General features: G+C 70.4%; 12 protein-coding genes, 4 pseudogenes and 1 riboswitch. Of the genes and pseudogenes, 4 read left to right on the forward strand and 12 right to left on the reverse strand.

Features of this window, described 5'->3' with window-relative positions; translation table 11 throughout:
* Positions 1–155 precede the first annotated feature (155 nt).
* The 4 genes and pseudogenes from metE to ABZ877_RS08355 all read right to left on the reverse strand — a co-directional run bounded on the left by metE (position 156) and on the right by ABZ877_RS08355 (position 4,972).
* On the reverse strand, positions 156–2,474 hold the full coding sequence (gene metE / locus ABZ877_RS08340) for a 5-methyltetrahydropteroyltriglutamate--homocysteine S-methyltransferase (protein ID WP_361066406.1): 2,319 nt from the start codon (positions 2,472–2,474) through the stop codon (positions 156–158).
* Between the two features lie 163 nt (positions 2,475–2,637).
* A riboswitch (cobalamin riboswitch) is annotated at positions 2,638–2,860 on the reverse strand.
* A 177-nt stretch (positions 2,861–3,037) separates the two neighbouring features.
* Positions 3,038–3,207 (reverse strand): annotated as a pseudogene (locus tag ABZ877_RS08345) (3-hydroxyacyl-CoA dehydrogenase family protein); the annotation flags it as partial.
* A 342-nt stretch (positions 3,208–3,549) separates the two neighbouring features.
* A pseudogene (locus ABZ877_RS08350) lies at positions 3,550–3,702 on the reverse strand (TetR/AcrR family transcriptional regulator); the annotation flags it as partial.
* A gap of 13 nt (positions 3,703–3,715) precedes the next feature.
* Entirely contained in the window at positions 3,716–4,972 is a 1,257-nt protein-coding gene (locus ABZ877_RS08355) for an MFS transporter (protein WP_361066408.1), read from the reverse strand.
* Positions 4,973–5,643: 671 nt separating this feature from the next.
* On the opposite strand from ABZ877_RS08355, the pseudogene ABZ877_RS08360 reads away from it, so the two are divergent.
* Positions 5,644–5,931, forward strand: a pseudogene (locus ABZ877_RS08360) (hypothetical protein); the annotation flags it as partial.
* Here the strand turns inward: ABZ877_RS08360 and ABZ877_RS08365 are convergent.
* The 6 genes from ABZ877_RS08365 to ABZ877_RS08390 form a co-directional block, all read right to left on the reverse strand.
* Positions 5,880–6,887, reverse strand: coding sequence for an SDR family oxidoreductase (locus ABZ877_RS08365; protein ID WP_361066411.1), 1,008 nt, complete (start codon positions 6,885–6,887; stop codon positions 5,880–5,882). The pseudogene ABZ877_RS08360 and the gene ABZ877_RS08365 sit on opposite strands and share 52 nt — an antisense overlap.
* Positions 6,888–6,976: 89 nt before the next feature.
* The gene (locus ABZ877_RS08370) at positions 6,977–8,224 is read right to left on the reverse strand and encodes an aminotransferase class I/II-fold pyridoxal phosphate-dependent enzyme (RefSeq protein WP_361066414.1); all 1,248 of its coding nucleotides are present in this window, start codon (positions 8,222–8,224) and stop codon (positions 6,977–6,979) included.
* The gene (locus ABZ877_RS08375; RefSeq protein ID WP_361066417.1) at positions 8,221–10,197 is read right to left on the reverse strand and encodes a condensation domain-containing protein; all 1,977 of its coding nucleotides are present in this window, start codon (positions 10,195–10,197) and stop codon (positions 8,221–8,223) included. The genes ABZ877_RS08370 and ABZ877_RS08375 overlap by 4 nt, the downstream gene beginning before the upstream one ends.
* Before the next feature lie 11 nt (positions 10,198–10,208).
* Positions 10,209–11,486, reverse strand: a complete 1,278-nt coding sequence (gene fabF, locus ABZ877_RS08380; RefSeq protein WP_361066420.1) for a beta-ketoacyl-ACP synthase II — start codon at positions 11,484–11,486, stop codon at positions 10,209–10,211.
* Positions 11,483–13,171: a thiamine pyrophosphate-binding protein gene (locus tag ABZ877_RS08385; protein WP_361066423.1), complete on the reverse strand. Its 1,689-nt coding sequence runs from the start codon at positions 13,169–13,171 to the stop codon at positions 11,483–11,485. Before ABZ877_RS08385 ends, fabF begins: the two co-directional genes overlap by 4 nt.
* Positions 13,172–13,176: 5 nt before the next feature.
* Positions 13,177–15,822, reverse strand: coding sequence for an aldehyde dehydrogenase family protein (locus ABZ877_RS08390; RefSeq protein ID WP_361066426.1), 2,646 nt, complete (start codon positions 15,820–15,822; stop codon positions 13,177–13,179).
* 1,317 nt (positions 15,823–17,139) lie between these two features.
* Here ABZ877_RS08390 and ABZ877_RS08395 point away from each other — a divergent pair.
* Positions 17,140–17,361 (forward strand): hypothetical protein, encoded by a 222-nt coding sequence (locus ABZ877_RS08395; protein WP_361066429.1) that lies wholly within the window; start codon positions 17,140–17,142, stop codon positions 17,359–17,361.
* 674 nt (positions 17,362–18,035) lie between these two features.
* Here ABZ877_RS08395 and ABZ877_RS08400 read toward each other — a convergent pair.
* Positions 18,036–19,067, reverse strand: a complete 1,032-nt coding sequence (locus tag ABZ877_RS08400; protein ID WP_361066431.1) for a medium chain dehydrogenase/reductase family protein — start codon at positions 19,065–19,067, stop codon at positions 18,036–18,038.
* Positions 19,068–19,986: 919 nt separating this feature from the next.
* Here ABZ877_RS08400 and ABZ877_RS08405 point away from each other — a divergent pair.
* Both ABZ877_RS08405 and ABZ877_RS08410 read left to right on the forward strand, forming a co-directional pair.
* Positions 19,987–20,373: a DUF6193 family natural product biosynthesis protein gene (locus tag ABZ877_RS08405; RefSeq protein ID WP_361066434.1), complete on the forward strand. Its 387-nt coding sequence runs from the start codon at positions 19,987–19,989 to the stop codon at positions 20,371–20,373.
* A gap of 98 nt (positions 20,374–20,471) precedes the next feature.
* Positions 20,472–20,689, forward strand: a pseudogene (locus tag ABZ877_RS08410) (transposase); the annotation flags it as partial.
* A 136-nt stretch (positions 20,690–20,825) separates the two neighbouring features.
* Here the strand turns inward: ABZ877_RS08410 and ABZ877_RS08415 are convergent.
* Entirely contained in the window at positions 20,826–21,485 is a 660-nt protein-coding gene (locus tag ABZ877_RS08415) for a 4'-phosphopantetheinyl transferase superfamily protein (protein WP_361066437.1), read from the reverse strand.
* Positions 21,486–21,542 lie beyond the last annotated feature (57 nt).

Consider the following 21,542-nt stretch of genomic DNA (forward strand, 5'->3'; position numbering starts at 1 on the left):
GTGGGGTGGGTGGTGTGTGTTTTTGGTGGTGGGGGGGGGGGGGGGGGGGGGGGGTTGGGGGGGGTGGGGGGGGGGGGTGTGGGGGGGGTGGGGGGGGGGGGGGGGGGGGGGGGGGGGGGGCGGGGGGGCCCCCCCCCCCCCACTGGGTTCCTCGGTCAGGAGGCGGGCAGCTCGCTCCGGACGGTGCGGGCGGCGGCGACCAGGTTCTCCAGGGAGGCGCGGGTCTCGGACCAGCCGCGGGTCTTCAGGCCGCAGTCGGGGTTGACCCACAGCCGCTCGGCCGGGATCGCCTTCAGACCGGTGCGCAGGAGGTCCGCGGCCTCCTCAGCGCTCGGGACGCGCGGGGAGTGGATGTCGTACACGCCCGGCCCGGCCTCGCGCGGATAGCCGTGGGCGGCCAGTTCGCGGGCGACCTGCATGTGGGAGCGGGCGGCCTCCAGACTGATGACGTCGGCGTCGAGGTCATCGATGGCCTCGACGATGTCGCCGAACTCGGCGTAGCACATGTGGGTGTGGATTTGGGTGTCCGGCCGCACTCCGCTCGTGCTGAGCCGGAACGCCTCCGTGGCCCAGGCCAGATAGGCGGCATGGTCGGCGGCCCGCAGCGGCAGCGTTTCGCGCAGCGCGGGCTCGTCCACCTGGATGACGGAGGTGCCGGCGGCCTCCAGGTCGTTGACCTCGTCGCGCAGGGCGAGGGCGACCTGGCGGGCGGTGTCGCCGCGGGGCTGGTCGTCGCGGACGAAGGACCAGGCGAGCATGGTGACCGGGCCGGTGAGCATGCCCTTGACGGGGCGGTCGCTGAGCGACTGGGCGTAGGCGGTCCAGCGCACCGTCATCGGCTTGGGGCGGGAGATGTCGCCGGCCAAGATGGGCGGGCGGACGTAGCGGGTGCCGTACGACTGGACCCAGCCGTGCTGGGTGGCGAGGTATCCGGTGAGCTGCTCGGCGAAGTACTGGACCATGTCATTGCGCTCGGGCTCGCCGTGCACCAGGACGTCGATACCGGTCTTCTCCTGGAAGGAGATGACCTCCTGGATCTCCGCCTTGATGCGTTCCTCGTAGCCGGCCGTGTCGATGCGGCCGGCGCGCAGGTCGGCGCGGGCGGTGCGCAGTTCGGTGGTCTGCGGGAACGAGCCGATGGTCGTGGTCGGCAGCAGCGGCAGGCCGAGATGGGCGCGCTGGGCGGCGGCGCGTTCGGCGTACGGCTGGGAGCGGCGCGCGTCGGCGTCCGTCACGGCCTCGGAGCGGGCTCGTACGGCCGGGTCACGGGTGATCGGCGATTCCGCGCGGGCGGCCAGGTAGGCGCGGTTGGCGGCGAGTTCGCCGGCGATGGTGTCGGTGCCCTGGGCGAGGCCCTTGGCGAGGGTGACGATCTCGGCGGTCTTCTGCTTGGCGAAGGCCAGCCAGCGCAGGATCTGCGGCTCGATGTCGCGCTCGGCAGCGGCGTCCAGCGGCACGTGCAGCAGGGAGCAGGAGGCGGCGACATCGACGCGGTCGGCGAGCCCGAGGAGGGTGCCGAGGGTGGACAGCGACTTGTGCAGGTCGTTGATCCAGATGTTGCGGCCGTTGACGATACCGGCGACCAGGCGCTTGCCGGGCAGCCCGCCGACGGCGGCCAGGGCGTCCAGGTTGGCGGCGGCGGCCTCCGTGAAGTCTAGCGCCAGCCCTTCGACCGGTGCCTTGGCAAGGACGGGAAGGGCGTTGCCAAGCCGGTCGAAGTAGGAGGCGACGAGCAGCTTGGGCCGGTCGGTGAGGACGCCGAGGTCGCGGTAGGCACGCTCGGCCGCGTTCAGCTCGGCCGGGGTGCGGTCCTGCACGAGGGCGGGCTCGTCCAGCTGGACCCACTCGGCGCCCGCCGCGCGCAGGTCGGCGATCACCTCGGCGTACACGGGAAGCAGCCGGTCCAGGAGAGTGAGCGGCTCGAAGTCGGCCGGCACGCCGGGTGCGGGCTTGGCGAGCAGGAGGTATGTGACGGGGCCGACCAGCACGGGCCGTGCGGTCAGGCCCTGGGCGAGGGCTTCTTTCAGCTCGGCGACCTGCTTGGTGGAGTCGGCCGTGAAGACGGTGTCGGGGCCCAGTTCGGGGACCAGGTAGTGGTAGTTGGTGTCGAACCACTTGGTCATCTCCAGCGGAGCGACCTCTTGGGTACCGCGGGCCATCGCGAAGTAGCCGTCCGTAGCGTTCGCCGCGACGGCGGCGCGGTGTCGCTCGGGGATGGCTCCCACCATGACGGTGGTGTCGAGGACGTGGTCGTAGTACGAGGAGTCGCCGGTGGGTACCTCGTGGATGCCGGCGCCGGCGAGGTGCTGCCAGTTGCTGCGCCGGAGCTCGGCGGCGGTGTCCCGGAGGGCGTCAGCGGTGACGGTGCCCTTCCAGTAGCCCTCGATGGCCTTCTTCAGTTCACGGTTCTGGCCCTGGCGGGGGTAGCCGTACACGGTGGCCCGTGCTGCCGCGGCTGCGGACTTCGATGTCACGGAGATCTCCTTCGCGAGATGAATTTCCCTGGTGATGGGACGAGAGCGCGAAGGGAATGACGAACCGGACGGCCACGACCCCGCGCGGCAAAAGCACGGTCGTACCGTCTGGTGTGTACGCCGACCCGCCCTCGAGGTCACCGGGATGTCCGCGCACGGAATGGTCCGCACGCGGGCAGTTGGCAGGTCTTCGGACTCGCGGGCACGCCCTCCATGACGGAGGACACCTACTGGCCGTCGCTTCCCGGGTCCGGTACGTCGGACCCAGTGCGTGTGACGGCGGTCGTTCTCGCTCACCGCTGCGGGGCAGTCCCGGATTCCCACCGGGTTCCCTCTTACGACACCCCGCCTGGCGGACGGGGCGAACCAGCTGCTGCGGTCAGCCTACGGGGTGGCGCCGCGAAAGGAAGAGCACCGTCCAGAATCCGGAAGGTGAGGAAGAGCGTGCCGAAAGAGGTACAGCGAAGAGCGGGAAGCGCCGCACTCGCACTTCCCGCCCTTTCCCAGTCGCGCCGCGCGGGCCCCTCACCCCTGCGGCGGTGCGAGCCCCTCAGCCCTGGTCGCGGGGCGTGGAGAGATTCGCGGAACTCGTCGTGGAGGGAATCGGCGATCGAGGCGACGGTGTCCAGGCCGATCAAGTCGGCGAGCTTCAGCGGACCCACAGGGTGGGCGCAGCCCAGTTCCATGCCCGCGTCGATGTCAGCGCTGTGGCGAACCCGGACTCCGCCATCCGCCCGGCGCCGTGGGCCAGGGCGGGCCTCGGCCAGCCCCTTCCCCGCGCACCCGAGCGCCGAATCGGCCGCGGTGGGGATCGGGGATGCGATGCGGGGTGCGGAGGGGCGGAACACTTGGCCGGGTCCTTGGTCCAGCGTGGGGCAGACCAGGCTCAGGCCGCCATCAAGCGGCCCAGATTGCGTGACTTGCACTGGAGGGCGGCTGCCCAAGCCTCCTCAGAGGAAACCGGGGCCGCCGGGACCTGAACATCGTTGAGACCGCCGTTTCCTGCTGGCTGCCAGTTCACCGCGATCCCTGCCCTTCCCGCCAGGACCAGCATCGTGGCGGTGGTACTCAGCACGTCCGGGACGCCCCAATGGGCCATGAGCACCAGGATCAGACCGTCGACGACGAAGCCGGGACGCGGCCGACCGGCCTCCTGGGCCCGGCGAGCCGGCTCGGCCACCGCACGCAGGGCTGTCTCTCGGTCGGCGGCCGGGTCATGGCTCGGAGGGGGAACGAGAAGCTCAACGCAGGGACCGGATCGCTGGGCTCGCGGCGACCAGGGCGGCGCACGCCAGGACGGCGCTCCCGCAGACCAGGAACAGTGCCGTCGTGCCGTACGGGAGCAGGACGGCGGCCAGTACGTAGGAGAGCGGGTCGAACGCCACCGTGGCCAGCACGACGAGGCTCAGCACTCGGCCCAGCAGTTGGTTGGGTACCCGCTCCTGCAGCGTGGCGACGATGACCACTCCGAGGAAGCCGGACCCCAGGCCGATGAGCGAGACGACCGCTGTCGCGGCGATCACATGGGTGACGGCGGCGAGTCCGGCCAGGCCCGCGCCGATCGCGGCGACCCCGCCGGCCACGGTCCAGCCGCGCCGGGCGGGCGGCCGCCACCCGGCGATCAGGGACCCGGCCAGTGATCCGGCACCGAAACCGGAGAGCACGATGCCCAACGCCCCGGCGCCACCTAGGCGTTGATCGGCGAGCACCGCGCCGCCCACCAGCACCGGGCCCACGACCGTGATGTTGATCAGGGCGATCGCCGCCAGCATTCCCCGCACCAGCGGTTCATGCCAGGCGTATCGCAAACCCGCGCCGAGGGCGCGTGCAGTGCTGAGCTGCTCGCCGTCGATGACGTCAGGACCGGCATCGTCCCCGGCGCCTTCGTCGCGTCGCACCACGCGGATGAGCCTGCTGAGTGCGGCGGCAGCCAACGCGGCCAACGCCACGATCACACCGAGCGTCGCGTTGAAGCCCACTGCGGCGATGGCTCCGGCGGCCACCGCCGGGCCGACCAGATCGCCCGCCGACTCCGCCCCCTGCACCAGCGCGTTGACCCGGGAGAGCCGCTCGGTCGGCACGACGGCAGGTATCAACGCCAGGGCCGCCGGGAAATACGCCGCGTCGGCGGCGCCGAGTAGCCCGCCGAGCAGCGCGACCGCCATCACCGATGGCAAGGTCAAGGTGACCAAGGCGCCGAGGACGAGCAGGACCGCGACCCGGAGCCAGGCAGCACTGGCCACGACCCGCGCGGGACCGATCCGGTCGACCAGCACTCCCGCGGGAAGCAGCAGCGCTGCTCGCGGCAGCGCCACGGCCACGAGAACCAGCCCCGTGGTGATTCCGGGTTCTGACAGTTCGAGCACGAAGAGCGTGAGCCATATGAGGAACAGCGCATCGACCACGGCCGCCAGCCCTTCACCCACAACCAGGCGGCGTAGACGCGGATCGCCCAGCGGTTCACGCGGAAGGGCAGGGGTGGTCGGCTTCGTCGTCATCGCCGACCCCCCGGGCTGTCGAATGGTATGGCCCCGAATGCAGGACTCCCCGGCTTCAACGCCGGACCGTGTAGCGGGCCTGGCCTTCCCAGCTGGGTCGGTGGCAGGCACGTGCCGAAAACCAGGCGTGTGCAAGTACCGACCGGCCGACACGTAAGGTCCAAGGCCGACACCCCACCCTGCCCTGTGCCACAGACCCATCCTTTGTCGCTGCCCAGGGCCGGAAGGGCATCATGGTGCGCGACGTGCTCACCGCACCGATGTCCAGCCCCGCCCGGTGCCTGCCCTCGCCACACCGTCCTCCGCAGCACGGCAACAAGTGGCCGTGCCCGCGCCCCGGCACAGGCACGGTAGACCCCGTTGGGCAGCCGCGATGCTTGCCAGCCCGAGCCCGGAGATGCGACGCGCGTCCGCAGCGCCCGTGACATGCCCGCGGCTTCACTGCCGTTCAGGCGCGGCGGACGTCGGTACGGCCCGTCGTCACCCGCACCTCCATGGCCCGTCATCTGCTCCTCCCGCAGGCGGACGAGAGCGGATTCACCACCGGGGACACCAGCCTGACGGCGGCATTGCGCGTGGCGAGGCACGCGTCCACGTCGATCTCGCGCGCCAGGCATGCGGTATCCAGGGCCGGACGTGGCTGACTCACTCGTACACGCGGCACCTGCGGCGTCACCGTCGACGGGTTCGCGCCCGGTGGTACCGAGACGGCCATGACCCCGTCGCTCACTGATCGACAACATGAACACATCCAGTCGCAGATTCCGGTGGTAGGCGCTGCTCGGCCAGAGGAGATCGCGGCCGCGGAACGCTTCCTCTTCAGTGATCTCGCCGCATACGTCAGTCACAGGAGCGTCGCCCGGTGGCAGCCCCTCAGCATGGCCGGCGGGGTCCGCGTTGCGTGGCCCTATGCGATGTGCGTGCCCCCGTCGACCACCAGGGTGGTGCCGGTGATGTAGGACGCCGCGTCGGAGACGAGGAAGACCAAGGCCGCGGCGAGTTCCTCGGGCTGCCCGACGCGGCCCGTGAGCACCCGGGGCATCATCGCCTCAACGTAGCCGTCGGCATAGCCGTCGGTCATCGGCGAGGTGAAGAGGCCCGGCGCGAGGGCGTTCACGCGGATGCCCTTGCCGGGGGTCCACTGCTGGGCGAGATCGCGGGTGAGCCCGAGGATCCCGGCCTTGGACGCCGAGTAGGCGGCCTGCGGCAGACCGGCCGTGACCAGCGCGAGGACGCTCGACACGTTGACGATGGCACTACCGGGCGCCATCACAGCGCCCGCGGCCTGAACCATCCAGTAGGAGCCGTTGAGATTGATGTCGACGACCTCGCGGAACTGCTCCGGTGTCTCCTCCTCCGCGGGTTGTTCGCTGCTGATTCCGGCGTTGTTGACGAGGATGTCCACCCGCCCGAGTGCCTGCACGGCTGTCTCGATCAGGGCGCGGCAGTCCTCCGGCTTGGCAATGTCGGTACGCACGGCGACGGCCCGGCGGCCCAGCTTCTCGACGGCCGTGCCCACGGGCTCCAGCCTCTCGATGCGCCGCGCCGCGAGCACGATATCGGCGCCGGCCTCGGCCAGCGCGGTGGCGAAGGCGATGCCCAGCCCGGAGGAGGCGCCGGTGACCACGGCGACGCGACCGTCGAGCCGGAAGCGATCGAGGACGCTCATGGCCGCCCGCCCTTGTGCGGCATCATTCCGTGCACAGCGCATCCTCCCGAAGCAGTCTTGTTCGTACAGGGAACGGTCCTTGGGCTGCACGTGCCGAGCCGTGCGGCAACGGTCACCCGCGGTTGACTCCGTGACCCGGCCGTCCGGGATCTTCACCTCGAACTCGTCCTCGACCGCCACGGTGATCTCCACCATCGACAGGGAGTCGATGTCGAGGTCGGCGGTGAAGGACTTCTCGGTGGTCACTCCACGGGTTCCTCCTAGGGGGGCGGGGCCGACTCGGCCGGTCGCGCCCGTCGATCATCGGTTCGCGCGGCGGGGCCCCGGTGGGGACGTCAGAGCCCGAGACGGCGTCGGTAGGCGAGGAGGGTGCGTAGGAAGCCGTCCACCTGCTCCTCGGTGTGGCCCGCGTGCGGGAACAGGCGCAGCAGCGCCTGGTTGCGGGAGACGGCCGGGTAGGAGAAGACGGGCACGAGGTAGCCGTCCTCGACGAACCACTCCCGCATCTGCAGGGCGGCGGCGTCGTTCCCGATCGGTACCGAGAGCATGTACGACTCGGTCGGCGTGGTCGGCGTGCCGGCCTCGTGCATCTGTCGGCGCAGGCGGGCGGCGTGCGCCAAGTAGTCGTCGACGATCTTCGGATTGGCAGCGAGGGCATCGATCGTGCGCTTGGCGGCATAAGCGGTGGGTGGCTGGATGGCGGCCGTGAACATCGAGGTGCCGGAGAGCAGTTCGAAGGCGTCGATGGCCGCCGCCGGTCCGGCGATCGCGCCGCCTTCAAGGCCGATGGCCTTCGACAGGGACACCATGACGAAGTCGGCCCGTTCCCGGATCGCGGCCGCCTCGCGGGCGTAGGGACGGTTCTGGGGTCCGTACACCATGAAGCCGTTCGCGTCGTCGATCATGCTGATGGCGCCGTGCCGGTCGCACTCGTCGAGGATCTCCACGATCGGTCCCATGGTGCCGTCGGCCGAGTAGATGCTCTCGGCGATCACCACGGTCTTGCCCGGCCGGATCCGGTCCAGGATGCGTGCCAGGTCGGCGGTGTCGTTGTGCCGGAACGCGTGGACGTTGCGGCCGTAGCCGAGTCCTTCGACGCCCTTCCAGATACTCCAGTGGACGTCACGGTCGACGACGAAGACGGTGTCGTGGTTGCGGACCTCGATCCCCGTGTCGAAGTGCGCGGAACTGCTCATGGCGTGGACGAACCCGATGTTGGCCAGCAGTCCCGTGGCGAAGCTGATGGCTCGCTCTTTGCCGGTGTGGTGGGCGATCGTTTCCTCGAGGACTTGGTGCGGGCGGCAGATTCCCTGGGTCATCCTGGATCCGCTGGTGCTCAGGCCGTGGGCGCGCGCCCCCTCGGCGAAGTGACGTTGTAGCGGGACGTGGCGTTCCAGGTCGAGGAAGCTGATGCTGGCGAAGTTCACCAACGGGCGGCCGTTGCGGATGATGGTCGGTCCGACGGGGCCGTCCACCACCGGTGGGCGGTAGGCGGTTTCGTGCGTGTTCGCTTCGACGAAGGCGGCGAAGGCCCACGGGGCCAGGCGGTCCACGGAGGTCGCGGGAGTGTGGTGCGCGGTCATGGTGAGGTTTCTCCTCCACGGTGGGCGCATGGCGGTATGGGCTCCAGGGCTGCGGCGAGGTGGCCGAGCGAGGCCGTTCCGATCAGTTCGTCCGAGGCGATCCCGGTGAAGCCGGACTGGTGGAGCAGTGCCAGGAGACGGGGGATGGCGACCAGGGTGACGCCGTGGTCGGCGAGACTACGGTTCATGTCCACCGCGTCGGGGCCGTCGAACGAGCGGAGCGCCGGACTGCGGGGTCCGGCTGCGGCCACGACGGTGGCGAGGGCCCGTTCGGGCCCCGTCGTGGGCGGGCGCGACGGGACCCGCGGGGTTGCCCTGCCGGCGTTGGCGGTGCGGGAGCGGTCGGATGTCCGACCGGCTGCGAGGCTGCCGGCCGGGGTGAGGACATAGCGGCCGGGGGCCAGGAGACCGGGCACTTCGCCGAGGTGGTCCAGGACGTGGCGGTGCAGGTCGGCGGCGGTGACGTAGGGGGCGGTGCGGGCGTGCGCGACGAGCTGCGGTGGCTCGTCGCCTTCCCCTGGAGTGTTCCCGCTGGTGGCCACCGTCACGTCCAGCACTCCGGGGTGGCCGCGCAACACGTCTTCGACCTTGGCCGGGCACACCCATCCCTGCGGAGCGCGCCACCATCCCGAGGCCGCGGGTGTCAGCGAGCCTGCCGGGACCGGGCATTCGGCACCGTCGGCGAGCGCGCGCAGGAGACCGCACAGTCGGGCGGGCAGAGCCGCGGCCTGTCCGGCGTCGAGGAGGTGGTCCCCGACGGTGACGTCGAGGGTGACCACTCCCCCGTCGCGGCTGAAGTCGACGTACAGCGTCTCGCATGGCTCGTCCGGCGCGCTGCTCACCCAGGTGGCGGACCCGTCCGGCAGAGTGTGCGGTACGGGGACGAGGTAATCGCGTGGCCACGCATAGCAGTTGTACTCGATGGTGGGTACGGTCACGACGCCGCGGCGGCGGTCCATGCGGGCCTGGGCGGCGACCAGCTCCGCGGGCCGCCACTGACCGTGCCGGTAGGCGGCGGCGGAGGCGTCGACGACGGAGGCGACCACCTCGCTGAACCCGGCGCCCGGACGGAGATCGATCTGTACCGGGACCGTCAGGGCCCGGACGCCGATGCTGCTGCGCAGCGCGGCTCGGGTCCGGTTGGAGACCACGACGGAGGCGAGGAATCGGTGTTCGCCCGTGCGGGTGGCAACGTCGTGGGCCAGCGCAGCGAGCACCACGGCCTCCGGGCTGGCTCGGTAGCGCCGGGCGACGCGGTCGAGGTCGCCGTACGCGGCCACCGAGCGGTGCTGGAGGCGGTGGCGCCCGCCGCCGCCGTCGGTCCCGCCGAACGGGGCCAGCACGCCGGCCGGGTTGGCCTCGAAACGCATGAGCCACTCGCGCTCCGCCGCGCGGGCGCGTTCCAGGTTCTGGCCGGGGATGGTGTCGAGCGGATGCGTGGACGACTCCGCCGGCGCTTGGTCGCCGCGCAGGTGAGCGTGCAGTTGGTTGATCAGTTCTGCCAGCCCCCAGCCGTCGATGAGCACGTGGTGGGCGGCGACCAGGACCGCGCGGGGCTTTCCTGCCTCCAGCAGCACTCTGGCGCGCCAGGGGGGAGTTCGCTCGGGGTCGATCGGGCAGGCGGCGAGCGCTGCCGTGGCGGCCTCCAGGGTGGTGGCATCGACGACGGGCACCTCGACGCGGTCGACGGGCAGCGGGGCCCAGTCCGCACGGTGGACGTGTTGGATCGGGCGCAGTGGGTCGACAGTGGTGCGCAGGGCCTCGTGGCGGGCGGTGAGGGACGCGAGCGCCCTGTGGACGTCGGCGACGGTCGCCGAGGGCGGGACGTGGCAGTGGTCGGCGAGCGGCGTCGGGTTCACGCGCCGCGGTGCGGGAATGGTGCGCTCGAACCAGTGCCACTGCTGGATCCAGGTCAGCGGCCCGCTGCGAGTGACGGAGGCCGGGGGCGGGGCCGGTTCCGGCAGGTGGTGCACGGCCCGGGGCCTCATACGGCTCGGACCACGAGAGCGGCGTTGTGACCGCCGAAACCGAACGAGTTGCTGAGGGCTGTCCGTAGGCCCTCGTGGTGCTGCGTGTGGTGCGGTACGAAGTTGATGTCCGGATCGATCGGCTCGTCGCAGTTGATCGTCGGCGGGACATCACCCGTGCGAAGGACCTGGATGGAAGTCACGAGCTCGACCGCTCCGGCAGCCCCGATCATGTGCCCCGTCATGGACTTGGTGGAGCTCACCGGGATCCGGGTGACCCGGTCGCCGAGGACCTTGCGCAGGACGGCCGTTTCGGTGGCGTCGTTCAACAGCGTTCCGGTGCCGTGCGCATTGACGTAGTCCACGTCCTCCCCCGTGATCCCCGCGTCGCGCAGCGCCGCCTCGACGGCGAGGCACGCGCCCCGTCCCTGCGGATGCGGGGCGGTCCAGTGATGAGCGTCCGAGCTCGCCCCGTAGCCCGGGAGTTCGGCCAGAGCCGTCGCCCCTCGCCCGTCGGCCACCTCGGCGGCCTCCAGCACCAGCACGGCGGCTCCCTCGCTCATCACGAACCCGTCGCGGTGCACATCGAAGGGCCGGCACGCCGCGGTCGGGTCGTCGTTGCGTCGGGACAGCGCGCGGGCGTTGCCGCTGCCCGCGAGGTCGACGGCGGTGACACACGCGTCGGCGCCTCCGACCAGGACGACGTCCGCCTCCCCATGACTGATCATGCGCATCCCCGCACCCACCGCGTCGGCGCCGCTGGCACACGCCGTGCTCTGGGCACGGCTGGGCCCCTGCGTGCCCAGGCGCATGCTGATCTCGCAGGCAGCGCTGTCCATGGCGGTCGTGACCTGGGCAAAGGGGCTGATGGCCCGTGGCCCTTTGTCGCGCAGGGTGTTCGCGGCACGGTAGATCGCCCCCACCGGGCCGTAGCCGCTGCCGATGACCACCGCGACCCGCGGCGCCAGGCGGTCGTCGACGACGAGCCCGGCGTGCTCGCACGCCTCAAGCGCCGCGGCCAGCGCATACTGCGCGTACGGGTCGGCGCGCCGACTGACCGGCGGGGGCATGTAGCGGCCGGGGGTGAAGTCGCGGACCTGGCCGCCGATACGGACGTCGAGGTCGGTCACATCCACCCTGTCGACGGTGTCGATGCCGCTGCGCCCGGCCAGCATCGCCGTCCACGTCTCGTCGACGCTGTGACCCAGCGGCGTCACCGCCCCGTATCCGGTGACCATCACCCGGCGCCGAGCCCGGCGGCCCCTGGTGTCATCTGGCTCCCTCGCGTCTGTCACTGCGGAACCACCTCGGCATCGCGCAGCGGCGGGCAGATGTCGTCGGGGGCGACCGGCACCATGAGCACGGCCGTGCTTCCCTGCGCGCAGGCCCGTCGCGCGGCAAGCACTTCCTCGGTCAGCACGGACTTGTCACGCAGCACTCGACAGTGGATGTCCGTCCCGTCCACCACGGGCGGCGGCGCGCCCGGGCGGATGAAGGGATGGCGTTCGGCATCGAGGCCGAGGCGGGCGCGTTGGGCGTCCAGCCAGCCATAGCCGCCGTTGCACAGCACCACGTACAGAACGCCGCCGTGGGCCGGAGCGGCGACGGTGATGTCCGCGCGGGCCGCGAGGAATGCCCCGTCCCCGATGAACGCGGTGACCTCGTGGTCCGGGGCGGCCCGCTTGACCCCGATGGCCGCGGCCGCTCCGAAGCCCAAAGGGGTTTGCTCCGAGGGCACGATGGACCCGCCGCCGGCGTGGTACGGGAAGCAGTAGGACCACATGTCCTGCAACCCGTTCTCCTGGACCAGCACACGGGGCTCACCGGCGGTGGCATCCAGAGCGGCGAGAAGCTCGGCGACGCGGATCCCCGGCAGCGTCGCCGCGCGGGCCAGTTCCGCTTCCACCTCCAGCGACATGACCTTGCGCGCGACGTCGATCGCGTTCGCCCACACCTCGGCCGCGTCCGTGTGCCCGGCCGTGCGGTCCTCATCCAGCGCCCGCGACCAGCCCAGCACGGCATGCCGGGCGTCCCCGAGCACGCGCGGGCCCGGGAACTCGGCCGACAGCCCGCCCGGATCGACGTTGACCTGCACCACCGGGACCGGGGGCCACGGCATGCCGCCTTCGACGACCGTCTCCTCGAGCCGCCCGGCGAGCGACACCACCAGGTCGCTCGACGACCACAACTCCTGGGCGGGGGCCGTGGCGTAGAGGCCGGCCACACCGCAGAACAGCCGGTGGTACTCGTCGACGGCACCGCGGCCGGACGCGGTGGTGAAGAGCGCCGCGCCGAGGCGTTCAGCGAAGCGCTCGACCACACCGTCGGCGTTGCGGTGCCGCATCCCGCCGCCCACCAGCACCACTGGACGCCGACTCGCGCGGATCGCCGCCAGCGCCGGTCCCGACGTCACGGGGCCGGGCTCAAGGACAAGTGGCTCGGGCAGCGTCGGCTGCGGTCCGGAGAAAACGATCTCCGTCGTGCGGACGTCATCGGGCACCTCCAGGTAGACGGGCCCGGGTGGCGGCCCGAACGCTCGGGTCAGTGCCGTCACCGTCGAGGGGACGACCCGGTCCGGATGTCCCACCCGGTGGGCCCACCGCACAAGGGGCGCGGTCACGGCGACCTGGTCGAGTTCCTGGAACCCGCCGCCGCCACGGCGCCGTTCGGGCACACCTGCGGCGAGCACCAAGACCGGTGCACCGGACTCTCGTGCCTCAAGGAGCCCGGTGGCCGCGTGCGTGACAGCCGGTCCTTTACCCAGGGCGCAGACGGCGAGCCGACCCGACTGGAGCGCGTAACCGGTCGCCATGTACATCGCGTTGCGCTGGTCACGGCACGGTACGAGGTCCACGCCGGCGCGGTCGAGGGCGCGCAGCAACTCCAGGTCGTCGCCGGGCAGACCGAAGCAGGTGTCCACCCCGTTCGCCACCAGCAGGTCGACGATCGCGGACCACGCGTCGGTGTACCGCTTGCCCACCCGGGTCACCGCCAGCCCGCCGTGACCGGGGCGGACGACGGCAGGTTCTGTGCCACGGCCTGCGACATGAGCAGTGGTTCGGCGTGCCGTTCGCCGCCGTAGGAGAGGTAGTTCGCCCTCATCCCGAACCCGCCGAATGGGCGGTTGCCGTCGTCGGCGTCGAGCAGTGTGTGGTTGACACAGGTCTGATGCCGCTTGGCCAGGACTTTCACCGTCTCCGGATCGTTGCCGTAGACCATCGCGCCAAGGGCGCGTTCGCTGAAATACGGGCTCGACAGCCGTTCCCTCAACCGCCTCGCACTGGGGTAGGCCACGATGTTGAACACCGGGGCGAACATCTCGTCCAGCGGCATTTTGTCGTCGAAGCCCCACAGCAGCACGGTCGGCTCGATCCTGCGCGACAGCAGATCGATGTGTCCGCCGTGCCGGATACGGTTCACATGGCGCACCAGGTAGTCCGAGCAGTTCACCAGCGCCGAGTCATAGTAGATCGGGCCGTAGTCGACAGAAGGGTCGCTGTTCCGGCCGAAACGCAGTGAGTCGAGTTCGGTGGACAACAGGTCGACGAATTCCTCGGTTCGGCCCTGGGGCACGAACACGACGTCGGGGCCGAAACAGTCCTGGCCCGAGTTGAAGAGCCGGATGTTCGTCACGTCGTGCACGGCGCGTGTGAGATCGGCATCGGGTGCGATCACGAAAGGGTTGATACCACGACCGAAGAAGAGGAAGAGCTGGTCTTCCGCCAGCCCTTCGCGGATGATCTCGGCATTGGAGAAATTGCCGGTGAAGACGATGAGGTCCGCCTCACGTGCGGGACCCGTCACGAACTTGCGCTGGCTGAGCTCGAACAAATCGATGGGTAGGCCGTGAACCGGCGCCAGCAGGGTGTGCAGGCGCTGCATCTGACTCTTGATCTCGGAGGACGGCCGAAAGGTGATGCGGTCGCTGTAGAGGGACGCCACCAGGAGGTAAAGCGCGTATGAATAGAACGGGATGTTGGAGGGCATGAAAACCGCTGCACGCGGCACGCGGCTGGGCCGCACCCGGCGGATCTCCTCCTCCGCTCCGTCAAGGGCGGCGAGGAACGAGCGAATCTCCGCACGGGCGGTGCGGTGGGGCGAGATCTCGGTGAGGATGTCCATCACCGCGTCTTCGTTGTCGGCGACGTACCGGCGCACCGCGCGCAGCGCGTCGACACGGTCCGCGAAGGGGATGCGGTAGCCGGTCGGGCCGGACGCGGTGGCGTCGGTGGTCGTGTGAGGTAAAGCGGGCAGCGAGGTCATCGCGATCTTCTCCAGAGCGGCCAGGTCGGGCTTTCCCGTGCTCGTGAGGGGCAATGCGGGGAGCACGACGATGTGGTCGGGCTGTTCGTAGCGGGCGAGCACCGGGCGCAGCGTCCGTTGCCAGTGCGCGGGCTCGTGACCGTCCGGGTCCGCGATCACGAACACCAGACGAGAGCCCAGACGTTCGTCGGGGACGGCGACGACCGCTGTCTGCGCGCCGGCCGACTCTGCCCGCTCGGCGAGGTGGTCGGGGTAGAGGGTGTGGCCGTCGCGGTGCACGGCGTGCTTGCGGCCGATCGGGAAGACACGGCCGGCGCCGTCGAGGAGCCCGATGTCGCCGGTGTGGTGCACGGGCCCCGGGACCGGAACGATCTCACCGTCATCGCCGAGATAGCCGGTCATCAGGCCGTCGCTGCGGACGACGAGTTCGCCGATCCGGCCGGCGGGAAGCGGCCTGCCGTGCTCGTCGTGGACTTCGACGACCACGCCGGGCAGCGGTGTGCCGCATCCGACCGGATCCGTAGGGGGCGCCAGCGCGATGTTCCCCACCTCGGTCGCCCCATAGCCGTCGAGCAGATGGTGGCCTGTGCGGGCGTGGAACCGGGCCGCCAGGTCGCGCCCCAGCGGCGCGCCGCCCACGCACCAGGCCCGTACCGTCGTCAGCGCGTTCGCGAGAGCGGGACGGCGGTCGAGCAGGTTGAGCAGGCTGTAGTACGACGATGGGGCCCCGTCCACGATGGAGAGGCCGTGGGCCACGCCGACCTCAAGTGCGCGGTCCAGGCGCGTGGTCGGCCCGTAGATCATCAGCGTGCCACCGCTCAGCCACCAGCTGAGGACCAGCGACAGGCCGTACTGGTGGGAGTACGGCAGGACGGGCAGGAAGACGTCGTCGGGCCGGTACCCCATGCGTTCCGCGCTCAGGGCGAGGTTGTCCAGGATCGAGCGGCCGGAGCGGACAATGCCCTTGGGGTTTCCCGTCGTACCCGACGACCACGAGACGGCGGCGTCCAGGCGCTGTGCCCAGGCTGCGACATCGGGCACGGCCTGCGTATGCGAGTCGGGTCGCGGAGTCACGGTGTTGCCGGTACTGTCGCGGATTTCGAGCACCACGCGCGCTTGCGCGCGGATCTGCGATCGCTGTGCCGGGGTCGCGCGATGATCGGCCAGGACCACCGAAGCGTCAAGGTGAATGAGCGCGAGTAAATACACAACCCATTCCAGCGAATTGGGCCCGCTCATCATCACTCGCGAACCGGGTTCGATGCCGCGACGGGCGAGAATTTCGGCGGCAGCGAATACGTGGGCCGTGATCTCGCCTGTTTCCCAGATACGTCCCTCAGGCGAGATCAAGCGTCTTGAAACGGACACCTAGTACTCCTGGACGGTTCTCCGTGAATGTGCCCGGGGGCGGCGCTCTCCAGCGTGACTGCGATCGGGCCGCGGTACGGGGCCGAAGGGCGTCGTGAAGAGACCTCCTTGATACCGGCAGGTGCGTTCGGATTCGCCGCACACGCGGGAAACCCACTCACCCCGCGACAGTTTCTACTCCTGCTGAAGAAGATGTATCTAGCACGACTGTCTCACGCCCGCAAAGTGGTGTCGAGACGGACTGGTTGATCGCCGATGCTTTCGAGCCGATACTCTTTCAGCTCAATCTTGTTGACGGTGTGTGCGTTACCGGCAGTTCGTTAAATCCGGTACTGGTGTGGGTTGACGGCTGGTCGGTGGCTCGTGGGCCGGTGGTAGGAGTCAACTGCCCCACTGGGGGCTGCAGATGACCGTTCGCCGTCCGTGTCCGCCCGCGCCGGGGGCCGTTGAGGAAGGCGCGCGGAAGGCAGCGCCAGGGGCGCCTGCTGCTGACCGTGCTGGTCACCGCCGCGAGCGTCGCCGACACCGCGGCCGGTGTCACCTTGCTCAGCCGCATCTCCACGGCCCACCCGCGGGTGACCAAAGCGTGGGTGGACGCCGGCTACCGCACCACCGCCATCCACCACGGCGCCCGCCTGGGCATCGACGCCCCCCGTCCGACACCCGCCGGGCGTCAGGGAGTTCACGATCATTCCGCGCCGCTGGACCATCGCGCGGAGCATCGACGGGCTCATGCACCACCGCCGCCTCACCGGCGAAGCCACCCTCAGCTAGCGCGGCACCTGACCCGGGACCGAACACCAAGCCACGCACCACACACTCAGTTAGGCCGGGATCGTCCCACTCCGCGGCAAGGGTGTACTTGAAAGTAGTGGGGATCTTCGCGGCGGGGTTGACGGTGACGTCCGCCCACTCCAGGCATCAGGCCGGCTGAGGCCAGGCGGGCTCGAAGCGGACGTAGGCCGGGTAGCGGTCCGGGTACGTCGGTGTCGAGCTGGGGCCGCGCAGGGTCGTTGTACTGGGCTTCGTTGACGTTGGCGCCCTGGTACTGCAACGGTGCTTGCCTCTCTTCGTGTCCACACGGACGCCCCGACCCGCCCCACACCCGCGCCGAGTCCGCGGGACGGCTTCCGAGCCGGGGGTGGGGGAACCCGACGACCGAGGCGGGCACATGCGCATAACAGGCAACCGGCTTCCCCTGGCGTTACGGACGGCCGCGGTCGCCACGGCGGCCGGCCGGTCGACGGCGCCTGGGCGGGCAGCAGGTGTGAGGCGCTGCTGTACTACGACTACACGACCTCCTCGGCCCAGGCGGAGGTGTACCAGAGCCAGCTGGCCGGTGCCAACGAGATCTGCACCGGATGGCTGATGCGTTCGAGCGACGGCGGGAACACCTGGTCCCAGGTCTCGGGAACGCACACCGTGTACACCCAGGGGGCCACCGACCGCACCGGCTGGTACTGGGACGGCACGGGCTACCGGGCCAAAGCCTGTGTGCGGGACGCCGGCGGCCATCAGGCGTGCACTCCCGCGTTCTGACCGCCCACCGGCCCGCGACCGCCCCCGAACACCACGGGCCGGTCGTCACGCACGGGGCCGGTCAGCGCCATCTGCGAGCCGGTCGCGGGCCAGTGATCGGCACACCCGCTCAGGGAGCGGGGACCCGGAGCCCGGGCGGGTGATGCGACCGGCGCCGACCTCTCCGGGGCCGAAGCCGCCACGCTCACCACGTACCGCGCCCAGCTCGGCGAACTCGATGGTCTGAAGCGCAAGATGATGCCCCAGCTCCTGCCGGGAGTGCCTCCCTGGTGGTCCAGGTAGTTCTCGTACCGGACGAAGATGCAGACGATCTCCTTGCTTCTCCGGCCTACGGAGCCCTCGCCGACTCCCGTGAGTGCAGCGGGAGTTCGGTGGTCGATGGGGCTTACGGGACCGAGGATAGGAGTTCGCTGGACGACGTCGATGCCGTCGATGCGGCCGAGGCGGTGAGTGAGTGGGCGCGGGAGCTGCTGAAGAGCTCCACCCCCAGGGACCCGGCGGAGCCCGCCCGATGCCTGCGGTTGCGAGCGCAGAACGGCGCAGCCGGGTCACCGTCTGGTCCACTGCCGGATTCCGCCAGCCTCTGCGACCATCCGGCCCTGGTCGACAGTTCGGGACGCACGAACGCTGCGACCGCCGGGCGAACACATGGGTGACGGCTACCGCGTGGCGCGTCAGGCGCGCAGGACGATTTTTCCCGCGACGGTGCCGGATTCGGCCAGCCGCATGGCCTCGGCAACCCGGCTGAGAGGCAGTTCGGCGGCGATCTGGGCGGTGATCTCACCGCGGTCGAGGGCTGCGAAGACCTCGGTGAGGTCGGCGCGCAGCCTGGCCCGGAAACGGCTGCGGTTCAGGGCTCGGCCGGCCCAGACGTTGAAGAAGTAGGCGCGGCGGCGGTTGGGCAGGGCGTTCCACAGCCAGACCCGACCGAGGAGCTTGAGCACGGGCCACTGCTTGGAGCCCTCGTCGTCGCGGGTAGAGGCGCTGCCGTAGGAGACGAGGGTGCCGCCGGGCGCGAGCAGGCGCCACGAGTCGACGATGCCGCGGCCGCCGACGTGATCGAAGACGGCGTCCACGCCGCGCGGGGCCATCTCGCGGACGCGGGCGGGGATGTCATCGGTGCGGTAGTCGATCGGGCTCACCCCTCGCTCCCGCAGGGCGGCGTGGTGGCGCGCGGAGGCTGTGCCGATCACCTTCGCCCCGGCGGCCTGTGCGAGTTGGACCAGGACCGAGCCCACTCCCCCGTTGGCGCCGTGCACCAGGACGGTCTGACCGGCACGGACGCGGGCCTTGCGGTGCAGCATCTGCCAGGCCGTGATGCCGTTGATCACCATGGTCTCCGCCTGTGCCGCGCCGATTCCGTCCGGGACCGGCACCACGTCGGCGGCGTCGAGGGCGATGTGGCTGGCCCAGCCGCCCACCTTCAGCAGTGCGGCCACCCGGGTACCGACGAGGCCGGGACCGACTCCGTCTCCGGCCGCCAGCACGGTGCCGACCATGTCGTAGCCGGGGACGAACGGGAAGGGCGGCTGATCGTAGTAGCGGCCGCGGCGCATCTGCTGTTCGGCAAAGGAGACACCGGTTGCCTCCATACGGACGAGGACCTGCCCCGGCCCGGCGCTCGGGACGGCACCCCGCCGCACCTGCAGTTCCTCCGGCTCCACCTTGCCCGGCAGCACGACCTGGATCATTTCTCCGGCGTTCATGGCGACCTCCCTCGTCGTCACCAGCTTCATTAGGGGCTGGTGCGTTCGTTAGAAGTTATAACTCACCATGGAGTGAGGGTCAAGTACGTTCGTAATACCTTCTAACGCAGAGCGTGCGAGCATCCGCTCTCCCGGACCGCGGACGCCCGCGAGCACGACAAGGAAGGGGTGAGCAGATGGCCATCGCGGACCAGGAAACCGCACGGAGCAGCGCTATCGCGCCCAGCTACGCGCGGAGGTGAAGGATGGGACAGCCGCGAAGCCCTGGACGTCACGCTCGTCGAACCGCATGTGGTCGTGAAGATCGGTGTCGACATCGCCCGTGATGCCTTCGGCCGCTGGCGCCACCCGCCCGCTGGCACCGCACCCGCCCCGATCTCGCAGCGACCGACGTTCCCTACCCTCCGCCTCCACCCCTGGTGCAGGGCGGCCCCTTTGTCGTACGTCCGCCGCCTCTCCCCCGCCGGCCGCGGCTGCACAGGAAACCACTGCTGCGACCGAGCGCCATGGCCGGCCCGTGAGGCCAGGCCGGTGCTCAGCCTGCCGGGTTCATTGACAGTTACATGGCTGACGCTCAGCGCCCGACGGGTGCGCTTACCCGCATGGCGCTCTGGAGCTCAGTCAGCATGATCATTGCTTCGATTGGAGCAGAGGGCGGCCGAACTTGATGTCGCTCTCGTAGTGGCGCCCGCTGAGGGCGGATCACTCACTTCGGCGGGTATCGCTGCGGCGTTTCCCGAGCGGCGGCCGCTGTCCGTGCACATCGGGGCCGAGTGCCGATGGTTCGGTGTCTCCGGCTGGAGCCAGGGCGTTGAGCTCATCACCGGAGGCACATCCGAGTTCGCGGCCATCGTCCGGGCAGGCGTGGCGGTGGGGTGGGGGCAGGAGTCTGAAGGAACTGCAGGAGGAACTGCCGTTCTTGCAGGTATCCGCGCGTGCCGAGGCTCACGTGCGTGGGCCGGCCGCGGTGGTGGAGCTGCAATGGATGATGATGCGGGAGCAGGCGGCCGAGGCCCCTGACTTCCATGAGTTCGCAGAGCTTGTGGAAGCAGCGCATGTGGAACAGCAGATGCGACAGCTGTACGTGTTCTCCAGCCACTGGACGCTCGGCTTCAGCTCCTGCACCGGATTCCCGTTCCGCGTGGAGGTGGCCATCGCCCCCTCACGCAACCGCAGCCCCTACCTGGTCCAAAAGCGCCCGCACAACAGCCTCATCGGCGAAGCCGCCACGGCCGCAGAGGCCGTCGCCCTGGCCGTGGCCCACCCTCCCCACCAACCTCGGGCCCGCTATACAACATTCTCCTGATTGGCGGCCAGGTGAGACTCCGCTCGATCACCCAACGGAGCGGGGCCGCCGGGAAGATGGGCGCCTCGCGGAGCGGTGCCGGTCTTGGCCCAGGTCCGCCGGAAGGCGGCATCTGACGTTCCCCGGACACGCCTGATGAGACGCTGTTCGCCGCGATCGTCTACTGCTGGTCAGCGGCTGTGCCAGGCGACGGCTGCCGCCGTGCTTCGGGTTCTCGAAGTCGACCGCGCATCGGCGGTTCCTGATCTGGTCGAGAGCGGGTGTCTGGGGTCGGCTGCACGAGGCCGTGCTGCACCACCTCGACGATGCCGGCCTTAAGGCATCGTGATATCAGTCCACGGGACCACATGCCGCTACGGAAGGTGCAACCCCGCACCCACCGCTCCGCGGCGATGCCAGGAATCCTGTCGGAAGCGAGCGGGCGCGCTCTGCGGGCTCGCGCGAGGGCCTCTTCAGGGGTGCGGGACTGTCACGGCCGTGGCGATCAGGCCGCGCTCCGTCGTCCATCGGCCTTCGAAGTGGTCGAGGCGTTGGCCGCCCACTCGGGGGCCGGGGACGAGGAGTGCCGCGCGAAAGCGGCCGTCCTCGGAGAATTCGATGTCGGCCTCCTTGAAGTCGAGCCACTCTTGGGTGAGGGGGAACCACGCCTTGTAGACGGACTCCTTGGCGCTGAACATCAGCCGGTCCCAGTGCACGTCGGGTCGCCGGTCGGAGAGCCACCGCAGCCGGTCCACCTCGGCCGGCAGGGCCACCGCCGGCAATACGCCGTCGGGCAGCGGCCCGTGTACCTCGACGTCTATGCCGAGCGAGGCCAGATCCGCTGCGCGACCAAGCGCGGCGGCGTAGTAGTCGTCGCAATGGGTCATGCTGCCGACCAGCCCGGCCGGCCAGCGCGGGGCGCCATACTTCCCCCGCAGTACCGGCTGCGGCGGCACACCGAGCTTTTCCATGGCGCGCCGAGCACAGGAGCGCACGACGGTGAACTCCCGACGCCGTTTGGCGCCCGCCCGCGTCACGAGCGCCGCTTCCTCGGGGAAGAGCGCGAGGTCCGCGTCGTCCTGCCCGCAGGCCTCCACCGTTACGGCGGCCGAAGGCAGCAGTTGCTCGATCACTGGAGGAGGGTACGCCGCAGGCCGAATGCCGGACAACGACCGCCGACGCCATGGGCG

Origin of the sequence: Streptomyces sp. NPDC046939, assembly GCF_040644575.1 — a bacterium.
Classification (GTDB): Bacteria; Actinomycetota; Actinomycetes; order Streptomycetales; family Streptomycetaceae; genus Streptomyces.

Coding starts and splice junctions, on each gene's coding strand:
- ABZ877_RS08355 (WP_361066408.1), bottom strand. CDS start 4,972: ATGACGACGAAGCCGACCACCCCTGCCCTTCCGCGTGAACCGCTGGGC.
- ABZ877_RS08370 (WP_361066414.1), bottom strand. CDS start 8,224: ATGACCGCGCACCACACTCCCGCGACCTCCGTGGACCGCCTGGCCCCG.
- ABZ877_RS08400 (WP_361066431.1), bottom strand. CDS start 19,067: ATGAACGCCGGAGAAATGATCCAGGTCGTGCTGCCGGGCAAGGTGGAG.